Here is a 13184-nt window from a genome sequence, read left to right on the forward strand (position 1 = left end):
ACGGTCGGGTCAGTCGGCGGCGAGCAGGTGGGCGGGGGCGATCCGGGACAGCCCCCGGATCGGCACCGTCAGCGCCGCCACCACCAGGGCGGTCGCGGCGAGCGTGGCCAGCAGCGCGGCGCCGGCGACCGTGAACAGGTGTCCGTGCAGCACGCCCCGGCCGAGTGACAGCACCCCGGCCAGACCGGCCACCGCGCCGGACAGGCCACCCAGCAGAGCCAGTCCGATCCCCTCGTAGAGGGTCAGCTTCGCCAGCTCGCGGTTGGTCCAGCCGGTCGCCCGCAGCACCGCGAGATCGGCGGCGCGCTCGCGCTGCGAGATGACCAGTACGTCGATCGCGCCGGCGGCGCCCAGCAGCAAGGACAGGGCGACGCTGAGGTAGTCGGCCTCGCGCGCCTGTGCCACCACGGCGTTGCCGAGCAGCGACCCGGCCACCTCGCCCCGGAAGGCCAGCGTCAGGGCGAGCAGCACCGTGAAGGCGGCCACTCCCAGCGCCAGCCCCGCCGCACCCAGCAGCGTGCGGCCCCGCACCCGCAGCAGATTGAGCACGGCAAGTCCGGCCACCGAACGTACCGGGCGCGCGCGGCGGGCCGCCGTCACCGGGGGCCGGACGGCTTCCATCGGTCCCAGCCGGGTGGCGAGCCAGGCGGGGATCAGGCCCGCCACCGTGGCCAGCAGGAGCGCCACCGGGAGTACGAGGAGTGACTTGGCGCCGGCTTCGGGCTGTCCCAGCACCCGGCCCAGCACGTACGCGAGCACCGTGCCCGCCGCTCCGGCGGCGAGGCCGATCACCGCCAGTTCGCCGAGGACCAGGCGGAGTACTTCGCCGCCGCTCCAGCCCAGGCAGCGCAGTGTGCCGATCTCGGTGCGGCGTGAGCGCACCGAGGCCAGCGCCGCCTGGCCGAGGAAGAGCGCGCACACGACGAGGACCAGTACGAAGAGCACCGCGCTTTTGGTGTCCACCGCTCTGAGGATGCGCAGGGCCACGCCCTTGGCGACCCAACGCTCGGTCACCTGCGCCGAGGCACTCAGCGCCACCGTCTGCGGGGCGGGCGAGCTGCCGACGGTGACGTCGACCTGGAGCCGGGGGTAGGCGGCCCGGATCGCCCCGGCCACTGCGTTCACCCGTGCCCGGGAGGCGGTGTCGACGCCGGTCACTCCGGCCACCCGGACCCTGATCGCGCTCACCGGCGCCTTGTCCTGGAGGCTCGGGACGCGGCGGCTCTTGGTGAGCGCGGTGATGGAGTCCATCGTCGTCAGCATGGTGGGTGGCGGGCTGACGTAGCCGCCCAGGTTGCGATCGGGTTGCAGCGGCTTGCCGTGGAGCTTCGCCCGGGTCGCGCTGTCCGCGCCGGTGACCTGCGGCGTCTGGTAGGTCTCCAGCGGGGTGTCGGACAGTGCCGAGAAGCCGTGCAGTCTGCCGGTGTCGTAGCGGCCGACCAGGTGGACGAAGGGATTGGGCAGGCGCCCGGAGTCGACGCCGTCGCAGACACCCAGCCCGATGCAGTCCGTGGCGGCGTGGCTGGTCACCTTCCGGTACTGGGTGCCCTGGTGGTTCTCCTCGGGGACGTTGGCGAACGGCTGCTGGTTCGAGTTGGTGACCCACAGGCTGCGCTTCTGCGGCGGCTGTGTCTGCGCGGCGAGGTCGCCGTCGGAGGCCCGGCGGTAGGTGACCGGGCCGACCGTCCAGTAGTCGCCGGTGTCGAACGAATCCTCGTTCAGCGCCTTCCGGTAGCCCTTGCTCAGGTCGACCCGGGTCCTGCCCACCGTGGTGCCGTGCAGGCCGCGGACGAAGCTGTCGGCTGTCGGGTTGCCCAGTTTCGAGGGCAGCTCGGCCGGGTCGCCGACGTCGAGCCGCTGGACGGTGGCGTCGAGCGTTCCGGTGGTCAGCGGGTCGTTGCTGAGCAGCGCCGGGATGTAGGAGTCGTGCTGTCCGTGGACGCTCTTGGCGGACGACACCGTCCACGGCTTGTCCTGCTCGGTGAGCATCCGGCCCGAGGTGACGGTGGAGCCGAGGCCCACCAGCTTGTCCTCGGCTGCCGGGTCGATGGCGGACAGCAGCACGGGGTAACTGACCGGAACGTCGATGGTGGCCTTGTCCCGGCCGGACTGGCAGTCCATCCGCGAACTCAGGTCCGGGTCGAACGGTGACTTCTCCCTGAGGTCCTCGGCGATGAAGTTCGACTTCATCGGCAGGTTCAGGTTGAACTCGGTCTGCTCGGTCTTGTCCCGGTTGAAGTAGAAGCAGACGTCGTACTTCCCCTTCAGCCGGTACCGCTGGGTGCTCTTGTCGACCGCTCCCTTTTCCAGGGTGTCGGACTGGAACAGGTCCTCCGGCGTCCCCGCCGATGTCAGGGGGGAGCGGGTGAGGTAGACGTACTCGTCGGAGGTGCGGTAGGTGCCCAGTCCGGAGGTGAGCGTCGGGCTGATGCGCAGGATCTGCCGGGACGCCTTGCTGTCCAGGAAGCGGGACACGTCCACGGTGACGGTGCTGGACACCATGAGGTAGCCGATGTTGGCGACCGGCGCGGCCACGTCGACCCCGGCCATGCCGCCGATGCGCCGGTACTGGTCCATGGTGATGCCGCCGAACGTGCCGGACAGGAAGTTCGGTGCGACCAGTCCGCTCTGCCGCTCCACGTCCGTCTGCGAGTCGGGCGGGCGTACCAGGACGTCGTACGCGGACCGTGCGTTCTTCCGTACCGTGCCCACGGTGGTCGCCTGGCTCGTGCTCACCGTCGCGGTCAGCAGGGTGAAGCTGGTCGCCGCCACCAGGATCCCGGCGGCCAGGGCCAGCGCGCGCCCGCGTCGCCGCCGTAACTGATCGAGGATCATCGCTATCACGGGCGCAGGCCCCCCAGCCGGTGCAACACGTCGCCGGACGGTGTGACCTGCTGGTCCGAGGTGATCCTGCCGTCGGTCAGACGCACCACCCGGTCTCCGTTGGCGGCTACCTCCGCGTCGTGGGTGGCGATCAGCATCGTCATCCCGTACCGCTCACGCAGCGACATCAGCAGGTCGATGATCTCCCGCCCGATCACGCTGTCCAGGTTGCCGGTGGGCTCGTCGGCCAGCAGCAGTCCCGGCCGGTTGATCAACGCGCGTGCGACGGCGACGCGTTGCTGCTGGCCGCCCGACAACTGCGAGGGCAGGGCGTCGGCCCGGTGGTCCAGGCCGACCGCTTCGAGCAGTTCCATGCCGCGCGCACGCCGGTCGAAGTCCACTCTGCGCGGCAGGACGGGGGCGAGCACGTTGTCGAGCACGGTCAGCGCAGGCAGCAGGTGGAAGCGCTGGAAGACGAAGCCGATCCGCCGCCGGTGGCGGTCCAGGTCCCGGGGCACCAGCTCCGTGCCGTCGATCTCGACGTGTCCCTCGTCGGGCTGGTCCATGCCGCCCGTCACATGCAGCACGGTGGACTTGCCGGCGCCGGAAGGCCCGGTCAGCATCACCACCTCGCCGGCCGCGACCTCCAGGTCGACCTCGTCCAGCGCGGTCAGCCCGGGATACCGACGGCTCACCCCGCGCAACGCCACGCTCACAGCCATAGATGCAGCCTCGCCCTCGTACATCGCGGCACATGTATCGCCGCACATACATTGCGGCAATTCAGGGGTATGTTGTCACAATGTAGAAGGGACGTACATGCCGCTCCACCACGCCGTGCTCGCGCTGCTGACCCGGCGACCGAATCACGGATACGAACTCAAGGCCCGCTTCGAGGAGGCCATCGGCCCGCAGTGGGGTGGCCTGAACATCGGTCACCTCTACCAGATCCTCGAACGGCTGGTCCGTGACGGCTATGTCTCCCGCTCGCAGGTCACGCAGACCGACCGGCCCGACAAGAACCTCTACACGCTCACCGAGGCGGGCGAGGCCGAACTGCGCTCCTGGGCGACCACCGCCTGGGTGCGCGTCGGCGGCTTCCGCGACGAACTGTTCCTGAAGCTCCTCGGCGCCGTCGCCCTGGGCCCGCAGGCCCTGACCACGCTGATCGAGTCGCAGCGGCAGACGTACCTGTCCGAGCTCGCGGGCCTGGCACGGCAGCGCCGGGCCCACGCCGACGAACCGCTGGTCGCCGTCCTGATCGACGCCGCCATCGCACACACCAAGGCCGACCTCGGACTGCTGGACAGCGCCGCGCAGCATCTGGGCCCGCTCGCCGCAGCACACGGCGCACAGGCACCGGAGGGTTCACAGGCGCCGGAGCGTGTACAGGCGCAGGGCGGCGCCGATGAGGCCGGCGGGCACGGCGGGACGAGAGGGTCCCGCACGGAGTCCGCCTAGCCCGACGCCTGCCGTCGCTTGACGTCTGTCCTCGACGCGGGGTCAGCCGCGTGGTTGCGACGAGTCCTCACGCACCCCCACCCGCACCCGCCCTTGGTGACGGCCGTCGAGAGGCACCCCATGGGCCGTGGTCACCCCCGCCACTCCCAGCGCCAACACCGCGATCCCCGCCCCCACCAGCAAGAACCACCGATCCCCGAAAAGCTCCAGCGCGAGACTCCCCGTACCCCCCGCCGCCGCCATCCCCAAATACGTCGCACTGCTGCTCAGTGACACCAGCACCGGCGCATTGGCGGGGGCGATGGAGGTGATCCGGGTGATCTGGGCGACCGCCAGCGCCCACCCGATCACCGGCGTGACCACCGACGCGGCGAGCGCCGTCGGCATCGTGCGCAGCGTCCAGGGCGCGGCCGCCGCCACCGCGACGTAGGCGGCGAGGGCCGACAGCACCACCACGCGCGGTCCCCACGCGTCCACCAGCCGCCCGCCCAGCTGCGAGCCGGCCACCGCCGCGATGCCGCTGACCAGGAGCAGCAGGGTCAGCCTGTCCTGGGAGCCGCCGGTCGCGGGGTAGGTGGCCACCGTGTAGTAGATGTAGGTCGTCTGGAAGGCCACGAAGATCAGGAACGTGGTGGCCGCCGCACCCACGACCCGCCGGTCGGCAAGCGGCGCCAGCCGCTCCCGGAGAGCCAACGCGGCGGCCGGCTGCGGGAGTTCCCGCAGGAGGACGGCCAGTCCGGCGAAGGCGGCCGCGCCCAGTCCCGTCACCAGCCACATCGTCAGCCGCCAGTCCGTACGGCCGATCCAGGTGCCCAGCGGCACCCCGAGCGCCGTCGCGACCGTCAGCCCGCCCATCACCACCGCGATGGCCCGGCCGCGCCGCTCCGGCGGTACCAGCGAGGTCGCGACCGCGCTCGCGGTGGGGGTGTAGAGGGCGGCTCCCACGGCGGCCAGCACGCGCGTGCCGAGCAGGGCGCCGTACGACGGGGCGAGCGCCGTGAGCGCGTTGGCGGCCGTGAAGACGGCCAGCCCGGTGAGCAGGGCGTGGCGGCGGGGCCAGCGGGCGGTCGCCGTGGCCAGGACGGGGGCGAGGATGCCGTAGGCGAGGGCGAAGACGGTCACCATCTGTCCGGCGACCGAGATGGACACGTTCAGATCGCGGGCGACGAGCGGCAGGATGCCGGCCGTCACCATGCCGTCGGTGCCGACGGCGAAGGTACCGAGAGCGAGCAGGAGCAGGCGTAGGCGCACGAGTCCCCCAGGTGCGTCGAATACGAGAGCACGCATGACGGTTTGACGTTGGTCAAACAATAGGGACTGTTGGATGATTGTCAAACGGTACTGTCGGGTGCCGCGAAGGAGGGTGTACCGGTGGGCGACGGGGACAGCGCGGACGGCGAGTGGCTGCCGCAGCCGGACACGGCGGAGATCGAGCTGGTCAGGGTGTTGCACGCGCTCGGCGACCCGGTCCGGCTGATGCTGCTGAAGAAGTACGCCGGTGGTGAGCAGTTCAGCTGTGCGCCCGACGCGCTCGGCGTCGGCCATCTGCACAAGTCGACCGTCTCGCACCACATGAAGATCATGCGCGAGGCCGGGATCACCTCGACCCGCGCGGTCGGCCGCAACCGGTACGTCCAGCTGCGCCGAGCCGACCTGGACACCCGCTTCCCCGGGCTGCTGGACGCCGTACTGAAGGGGCTGCCGGAGTAGGTGGACGAGGGCGGGTGGCGAAGGTCGTCAAAGGTGGGCGCATGGGGGGTTGTAGGCGTGATGCGTGACGTATTTGCTCCATAGGTCGCGGGTCAGCACGTTGCCGGTGGAGCGGCAGATGTAGTCGATGGCGGCCTGGGGCGTCAGGGGGAGGATGCGCACGGTCTTGTCGCCGCTGCCGATGAAGAGGTGGCGGCCGTCGGGGGAGAACACGAGCGCGTCGATGTAATCGGCGACGCTGGTCATCGGTTCTCCGTAGAGCCGCGCGTGCGTCGGGTCGTGGACGTCCCAGAGCCGGAGTTTGTAGTCGGAACCGCCGCTGACCAGGGTGCCGTTGTCCGGGCTGAAGGCGAGTGCGTCGACGGTGCCCGTGTGACCCGTCAGGTCCTGGCTCTGCCGCTTGGGACGGGCGCGGTCGGCGAGGTCCCACAGCCGGATCGCCGCGTCGCTTCCGGAGGTCGCGAGTATGCGGCTGTTCGGGCTGAAGGCGATGGTGCTGAGCCCCTCTTCGCTGACCGGCAGGAGTGGGCCCAGGGGTTTGGAGTACGCGGGGTCGGCGATGTCCCACAGGCGGAGCTGGCCGTCGGCCGAGGCGGCGGCGAGGGTGCGTCCGTCGGGGCTGACGGCCACCCGGTTGATCTGTCCGGCCGTGCCCACGTCCAGCGGCGGGCCGAGGAGCGTCGGACGGGACGGATCGGCGACGTTCCAGAGGGCAACCGTTCCGTCGACGTTGCCGCCGGCCAGGGTCTTCCCGTCGGGAGTGAACGCGACACTCAGGAAGTTGTCGTCGGCGTGCCGGGGCGGACTGCTCAGGAGCGTCGGCCTGGCTGGTTCGGTGACGTCCCACAGCTGCACATCCGGTCCGGCCGAGACGGCCAGCACCCTTCCCTCGGGGTTGAAGGCCACTGTGTAGGGGTACGACGCGCGGACCCGGATCGAGGAGCTGACCAGCCGGGGAGCGGCCGCATCGCCGACGTTCCAGAGCCGTACGGTCTTGTCCGCCGAGCCGGAGGCCAGCAGCTGCCCGTCATGACTCAGGGCCGTCGTCGCGACATAGCCCGCGTGTCCGGTGAGCATCGTGCCCGGGATCGTCCACAGCCGGATGTTGTGGTCGTTGCCGGCAGTGGCCAGCCTGGTGCCCGACGGGTCGAAGGCGAGCGCCCACACGTGTCCGGTGTGGCCCATCAGGGTCGGTGCGACAGTCCGGAGGTCCTTGGGGGAGGTGACGTTCTCGAGTACGACGGCGTTGTCATCGCCGCCGTAGGCCATGATGTCGCCTCTGGGGGAGAACCCCACCGCGTTGACACTGGCGCTGGAGCCGGCGTTCTCGGAGGGGAGCGGGACCGGTTTGGCCGGATGCGTGACGTCCCATACGTGGGCCGCCTGATCCTGGCCGGCTGCGGCCAGTGTCCGGCTGTCCGGACTGAAGGCGACCATAGAGGCAGCGGCTGGGCTCTTGGGCCCGGTGGAGAGCGGGTCCGGAACCTGCCCGACCGCCGACGGATGCCGTCGGTCCGTCACCTGCCACAGCCGTACCGTTCCATCGGCCCCGCCGGACGCCAGCAGCTTGCCGTTCGGGCTGAAGGCGACGCTGTCCACCTGGTAGTCGCCATCGGCGGCCGTCAGCGGCTTCGCGAGGGGCTTGGGATGCCGGGGATCGGTGATGTCGAACAGGCGGATGCGACGGTCCTCGCCCGCTGTCGCCAGTGTGTGGCCGTCGGGACTGACGGCAAGGGTGAACAGCATGCCGCCGCCTGCCTCGACCGGGTCACCCAGGCTGACGGGGTGGCGGAGGTCGCGTACGTCCCAGAGGCGGATGGTGCCGTCCTCGCCTGCGGCGGCGAGGAAGTGCCCGTCGGGGGTGAAGACCGCTCCCCACACCGGCTTCCCGAAAGCGCGCAGCGGCTTGCCCAGTTCGCTCGGGTGGCCCGTCGGGTCGGTGTTCCACAGCCGGATCACGCCGGCGCCGTCTCCGCTGGCCAGCACACGACCGTCCGGACTGAAGCCCACGGCGTTGACCTGGCCCTCGTGGCCGGTCAGCACGGTGGACAGCGGCATGTTCTGGTCGCCGAGCAGGTTGACCTCGGTCGGCTCGCCGGGGTTCATCCTGTGTGCCACCAGATCCAGCTGGGCGGCGAGAGAGGGGTCTGCCGTACGCAGCTGATCCGCCTTGGACCTGATCTCACCGACGATCGCGGTGTTGCGCTCCCGCTCCGCCGTAACGCTCTGCTTGAGCGCGATGCCGGCCGACACCGCGACCAGCACCGCCAGCACGCTCAGGCAGGCGACAACCCCCTGCCGTATCCGCCGCCCGCGCTGCCAGTGTCGTACAGAGTCGGCCAGGAACTCGGACGCAAGGTGACCGATCCCACCCCCAGCTCCACCCCCACCCCCGTCCTCCTCGTCACCCGCCGTCAGAGCACGGGCCTCCTCCAGCCGACCGCCCCGATACAGCATTCCGGTGTCCCGCCCGGCCTCCTGCCATGCGGCCGCCGCATCCTCCAGCCGCTGCCGCGCCAGGTATCGGGCGCGGTGGTCCCGTAGCCACTGCTGCAGGCGCGGCCAGGCTCGGAGCAGGACCTCGTGGGTGATGGTGACCGTGTCGTGCTCCCGGGTCAGCAGGCGTCCCCGGGTGAACTTCTCGACGACCTGGGCGGCCTCGTCGGGACGTGCGCAATGGCTCAGCAGGTCGTCGAACGGGACCGGCCGGCGGGTGTCCTTCGTTCCCCTGTCACCGAACTTGACCAGCCGCAGGAACACGGACTGCGCGGTCTCCTGTGCCGGCGGATCCAGCCGGTCGAACCAGCGGTCCGCCTCGGTGGTCACGCTGTTCGCGATGCCGCCGGTCGCCTCGTAGCCCTCGACCGTGAGGACATGGCCCGCGCGGCGCATCCAGGTGGCGCGCAGGGCGTGGGCGAGCAGCGGCAGGCGACCGATCTCGTAGGCGGCGGTGTCGTCCGTTCCGTCTTCCGTCGCGCCCAGGTCGCGCAGCAGGAGCTGCACCAGTCCGGGTTCGATGTCCAGCCCGACCGCATGGGCGGGGTACAGGATCGCCTCCCGTACGCCGGTCCGGGACAGGGGTCCCACCATCACCTGGTTGCGTTCCACCGCGCTGAGGAGACCTGGGTGGCCCGCGCAGTGGGTGTAGAAGTCCGAACGCAGTCCGAAGACCACCAGGCCGGGTGGCGGTTCGCCGCCCGGGCCGGGCTCCGCGATGCCCAGGACCGCGTCGAGGAAGGCATGCCGCTCATGCTTGTCGGGACACAGCGTGAACAGCTCCTCCAGCTGGTCGACGACCACCATGACCCGCCGTTCCGCGGGGCCTCTCGCAAGTGCGCGGCGCAGTCTGTCCGGCGGCAGGACGGGGGAACCGTCCGAGCCGACTTCCATGACCTCCCACAGATGGCTGCCGAGTTCCTCCATCGGATGGGATGTCGGCGTCAGCCACACCCGTGGCCAAAGCGCAGACCCGGGCAGCGCGCCCTGCACCAGCTCGGCCAGCAGGCCCGCCCTGAGCAGCGAGGACTTCCCGGCCCCGGAGGGTGCTACGACGACCAGCGCGCCGCCCACCGCGAGGCAGGCGTCGAGCCGGACCAGCAGCTTGGCCACCAGTGCGTCCCGGCCGAAGAACCACTGCGCCTGGTCGGTGCCGAACGCGGCCAGGCCGGGGTAGGGGCACTCGTCGGAGACCGAGCCGGCGACCACCCGGCGTCTCTCGCGCACACCGTCTTCGTAGTGCACATGCAGATCTCGTTCGGCGACGAACATGTCCCGCCTGGCCTCGTAAACCCTGGCCCGGTCCGAGGCGTGGATCTGCAAGTGGCTCTCCTCGCTTCGGAGGGAGGGGCCGCCGAGGTCGCGTGCGGGTCGTCCGTCGGCGGGGGTCATGGCTCGTGGATGTGCTGATCACGCCCGGCGATGAAGACCCGGGCGCTTCCGGACGCCTCGACGCGGGTCTCCTGGGTCCCGGTGCGCTTGCCGGTGTCCTGGTGCACGTGTTCGTGGTGCACGTACGGGGGGATGTCCCGGTCCACCAGCCGGCGCAGCTGCTCCGCCAGCTCGCGGTTCTCCCCCAACAGCTCGGTCAGCCGGTTCTCCCAGACCGCGACCAGCTCCGACTCCCCGTCCGCGTCCTGTTCCCGGTGGGCGGTCAGGGCGCGGTGCCGGGACTGCTCCAGTTCCGCGTCCACGCTGTCGGCCTGTTGCGGACGAATACGGCGCCACCAGCTGACGAGGGCCGTGTGTACGTGTTCCCAGGCATCGGTGGTCATCGCCCCTACCAAGGCCGTGGCCGCCGTCGTTACGATCGGATCCATCGCCATCAACCTCATGAAATCCCCTATATCGGGTAAATTTACCCCATTTGGGGTGAGGTGTCGCGTCAACGTGACAGCGGCCAGGGCGCTTTGGTTGAAGGGTGAAGGACGGGCTCAGGCCAGCTGCGGCGGCAGCGCGGCCGCGTGGGTCACGATCAGGCCGGACACGGCCCGGGTCAGTGCCACGTACAGCCGCCGCAGGCCGGTGCGTTCGTCCGGTTCGCCGTCGACCACGGCCCCCGGCTCGTCGAGGACCACGTAGTCGTACTCCAGGCCCTTGGCCAGCGACGCCGGGACCAGGGTGAGGCGGGTCTCCGCCGTGGTCTCCTCGCCGGGGGCCAGGTAGCCGATGCCCGCCGCCGTCAGCGCCTCCGCGAGCGCCGGCACGCGCGCGTCCGCCGCGATCAGGCCCGTCGAGCCCTCGTTGCGCAGCAACTCCTCGCACGCGGCGACCACTTCGGCGGTGTCCGCGATGGCGCGGAGGGCGAAGAAACCGGGGTTCTCACGGACCGAGGCGACCGGCGCGAGGCCGGGGGCGATGTGCGGGAGGAGCCGGGAGGCGTAGGTGATGACGTCCGTGGGGACGCGGAAACCCGCCGTCAGTTCCTCGATGACGCCGTCCGACTTGCCGAGGTGGGACAGGGCCTCGTCCCAACTCCGCGTCGCCCAGGGCGTGGTGCCCTGTGCCAGGTCGCCGAGGACGGTCGCCGATCCGGTGGTGCAGCGGCGGCCGACCGCGCGGTACTGCATGGGGGAGAGGTCCTGCGCCTCGTCCAGGACGACATGGCCGAGCGAGTGCGTGCGCTGGACGAGGTCCGTCGCCTCGTCGATCAGCACCGCGTCCGCGGCCGACCACCTGGCCGACTTGACGCTGCGCACCGGCTTCGCCCATACGATCGTCTTCTGCTCGTCCTCGTCGAGGATCCCGGCGGCGTGCTCCGCGAGGAAGTCCGCGTCCGTGAGCAGGCGCAGGACGAGTTTCGCCGGGTCGACCGGCGGCCAGATGTGCTTGACGGCCGCCTTCACCGCCGCGTTGCGGGCCACCGAGTCCTGCACGCGGTCGTCGGGCGCCTCCCCCGACCGCTCCATCTGGACCAGCACGGCGTGCGCGATGCGCTGCGGCAGGGCCTCGCGCGCCGCGCCGTACCGGATGCCCCGGTCCAGCAACTCGCGGACGATGTCCTCCAGTTCGTACGCCGGGACCCGCCAGCGACGGGAGCCGCGCACGACCACGACCGGTTCGGTGGGCAGGGTGACGTGCGCGTGGACGGCCCTGCGCAGGACTTCCGCCATCCGGGCGTCGCCCTTGATGATCGCGGCGGGAGCGTCGTCGGTGCCGCGTACGTCGACGTCCTTCGCCACCAGGTCGTCCACCGTCGCCTGCTGCACGCTCAGCTCGCCCAGCGCGGGCAGCACCTGCTCGATGTAGTGCAGGAAGGAGCGGTTCGGCCCGATGACCAGGGTGCCGGTGCGGGCGAGCCGCTCCCGGTGCGCGTAGAGGAGGTACGCGACCCGGTGCAGGCCGACGGCGGTCTTCCCGGTGCCGGGGCCGCCCTGCACGCAGACCGTGCCGGACAGGCCCGACCGCACGATCTCGTCCTGCTCGGGCTGGATGGTCGCCACGATGTCGCGCATCGGGCCGACGCGCGGGCGCTCGATCTCCTGCTGGAGCAGCTTGCTGGTGCGGGCCGCCTCGGCGGGGTCGGAGAGGTGCTCGTCCTCGTACGCCGTGATGTCGCCGCGGGTGTACCCGAAGCGGCGGCGCAGCGCGATGTCCATCGGGTCCTTCTTGGACGCCCGGTAGAACGGCTGCGAGACCGGCGCCCGCCAGTCGATGACCATCGGGTCGCCGTCGTGGTCGTGCACGTGCCGGCGCCCGATGTAGAAGCGTTCGCCGTACGCGCCCTCGGCCTGGTCGGCGCCGGGGGCGTGCAGGTAGTCGAGGCGGCCGAAGAAGAGCGGTGTGTCGCTGAGGTCGGCCAGCGCCTTGATGCGCTCGTCGATCTGGCGGGCGAGGACCTCGGCGTTGACCCAGTTCGCGGTGACGTTGCTGATGTCCAGCGACTCGACGTCCTCCCGCATCGCGCGCAGGGCGGAACGGGACTCGGCGAGGTGGGAGCGTTCGCGGGAGAGGGGGTCGGGGTGCGGGTCCGCTAGCGGGTCGCGGGCGGGCGTGGACAAGGGGGTGCCTCCGAAGGGCCTGCGAGTCGATGGCGCTCAGGTGTGGATGGCGCACAGGTGGCGATCAGCCGACCGGTTTCCGTCCGGGCGGCGGCACTCCGAGGGCGGAGGCGGGCAAGAGCGGAGATTGTAGTGAGGTGGGGGCGGGGGAGGCCAATGGATTTCCGGGGGCAGCGCCCCGTCAGGGGCGCGGGGCTGTATCAATATGCGGCTCCGCCGCGCGGGCGCGACCAGCCCCACCCACCCGCACCCGCTGCGTCCCCTAGGGGGAGTGTCACCCGGAGGGTGGGTCTGAGGTCGGGGGCGGGGTCCATCGGGGGGTGGACGGGGGGATACCGGAAATTGGACCCGTGGACCGATGCCGTGCTTATGCCCGAAGTTCCACCATTGAGGCATGAGCGCAGCAACCATCCACCCAGCCCCCAGCGGCCCCCCGGGCGCCACGGCCCTCGACGGAGTCGCTCACACCCACCACCGCCTGGGCGACGCCCTGCGCGCCGTCAAGGTCTTCGTCGGCGCGGCGTTCAGCGTCGCGATACTCGGCGAGTACGGCGAGGAGGCGGGCATACACCGCAAGTGACGGCATAGGGTCACCACCGTGCCGAACCGGACGGTGACATCACCCCCTGCCGCCCCTGCCGCCCCGCCCCTCCCTCTCTCCCTCCCTGTCTCCCTCCCCCTGTCCCTCTCCTT

Annotated in this window: 9 protein-coding genes; 3 read left to right on the forward strand and 6 right to left on the reverse strand. The window is 71.1% G+C overall.

From position 1 onward, the window contains the following. Nucleotides 1-9: 9 nt before the first annotated feature. Both KVT45_RS11450 and KVT45_RS11455 read right to left on the reverse strand, forming a co-directional pair. Nucleotides 10-2835: an FtsX-like permease family protein gene (locus tag KVT45_RS11450; protein ID WP_217546547.1), complete on the reverse strand. Its 2826-nt coding sequence runs from the start codon at nucleotides 2833-2835 to the stop codon at nucleotides 10-12. Between the two features lie 5 nt (nucleotides 2836-2840). Then, on the reverse strand, nucleotides 2841-3545 hold the full coding sequence (locus KVT45_RS11455; protein WP_254646597.1) for an ABC transporter ATP-binding protein: 705 nt from the start codon (nucleotides 3543-3545) through the stop codon (nucleotides 2841-2843). Nucleotides 3546-3642: 97 nt separating this feature from the next. Here KVT45_RS11455 and KVT45_RS11460 point away from each other — a divergent pair, with 97 nt between their 5' ends. Then, nucleotides 3643-4284 (forward strand): helix-turn-helix transcriptional regulator, encoded by a 642-nt coding sequence (locus tag KVT45_RS11460; RefSeq protein ID WP_217546549.1) that lies wholly within the window; start codon nucleotides 3643-3645, stop codon nucleotides 4282-4284. 42 nt (nucleotides 4285-4326) lie between these two features. On the opposite strand, the gene KVT45_RS11465 is transcribed toward KVT45_RS11460, so the two are convergent. Further along, nucleotides 4327-5571, reverse strand: coding sequence for an MFS transporter (locus tag KVT45_RS11465; RefSeq protein WP_254646598.1), 1245 nt, complete (start codon nucleotides 5569-5571; stop codon nucleotides 4327-4329). Nucleotides 5572-5655: 84 nt separating this feature from the next. On the opposite strand from KVT45_RS11465, the gene KVT45_RS11470 reads away from it, so the two are divergent. Continuing rightward, on the forward strand, nucleotides 5656-5994 hold the full coding sequence (locus tag KVT45_RS11470) for a helix-turn-helix transcriptional regulator (RefSeq protein WP_217546550.1): 339 nt from the start codon (nucleotides 5656-5658) through the stop codon (nucleotides 5992-5994). Nucleotides 5995-6021: 27 nt separating this feature from the next. Here KVT45_RS11470 and KVT45_RS11475 read toward each other — a convergent pair whose 3' ends face one another. The 3 genes from KVT45_RS11475 to KVT45_RS11485 form a co-directional block, all read right to left on the reverse strand. Continuing rightward, nucleotides 6022-9882, reverse strand: coding sequence for a WD40 repeat domain-containing protein (locus KVT45_RS11475; RefSeq protein WP_217546552.1), 3861 nt, complete (start codon nucleotides 9880-9882; stop codon nucleotides 6022-6024). Beyond that, complete coding sequence (locus tag KVT45_RS11480) at nucleotides 9879-10310, reverse strand: hypothetical protein (RefSeq protein WP_217546554.1); 432 nt, start codon at nucleotides 10308-10310, stop codon at nucleotides 9879-9881. The genes KVT45_RS11475 and KVT45_RS11480 overlap by 4 nt, the downstream gene beginning before the upstream one ends. Before the next feature lie 114 nt (nucleotides 10311-10424). Continuing rightward, nucleotides 10425-12491, reverse strand: a complete 2067-nt coding sequence (locus KVT45_RS11485; protein ID WP_217546555.1) for a UvrD-helicase domain-containing protein — start codon at nucleotides 12489-12491, stop codon at nucleotides 10425-10427. Between the two features lie 394 nt (nucleotides 12492-12885). Here KVT45_RS11485 and KVT45_RS11490 point away from each other — a divergent pair, with 394 nt between their 5' ends. Further along, nucleotides 12886-13071 (forward strand): hypothetical protein, encoded by a 186-nt coding sequence (locus KVT45_RS11490; RefSeq protein WP_217546557.1) that lies wholly within the window; start codon nucleotides 12886-12888, stop codon nucleotides 13069-13071. Nucleotides 13072-13184: the final 113 nt, after the last annotated feature.

The organism is Streptomyces sp. GbtcB6 (assembly GCF_019091475.1).
Lineage (GTDB): Bacteria > Actinomycetota > Actinomycetes > Streptomycetales > Streptomycetaceae > Streptomyces > Streptomyces hyaluromycini.

Bases quoted from the DNA above. Each gene is read 5' to 3' on its own strand.
- KVT45_RS11480 (WP_217546554.1), bottom strand. From the start codon at position 10,310: ATGGATCCGATCGTAACGACGGCGGCCACGGCCTTGGTAGGGGCGATG.
- KVT45_RS11490 (WP_217546557.1), top strand. From the start codon at position 12,886: ATGAGCGCAGCAACCATCCACCCAGCCCCCAGCGGCCCCCCGGGCGCC.
- KVT45_RS11460 (WP_217546549.1), top strand. From the start codon at position 3,643: ATGCCGCTCCACCACGCCGTGCTCGCGCTGCTGACCCGGCGACCGAAT.
- KVT45_RS11475 (WP_217546552.1), bottom strand. From the start codon at position 9,882: ATGACCCCCGCCGACGGACGACCCGCACGCGACCTCGGCGGCCCCTCC.
- KVT45_RS11465 (WP_254646598.1), bottom strand. From the start codon at position 5,571: ATGCGTGCTCTCGTATTCGACGCACCTGGGGGACTCGTGCGCCTACGC.
- KVT45_RS11455 (WP_254646597.1), bottom strand. From the start codon at position 3,545: ATGGCTGTGAGCGTGGCGTTGCGCGGGGTGAGCCGTCGGTATCCCGGG.
- KVT45_RS11450 (WP_217546547.1), bottom strand. From the start codon at position 2,835: ATGATCCTCGATCAGTTACGGCGGCGACGCGGGCGCGCGCTGGCCCTG.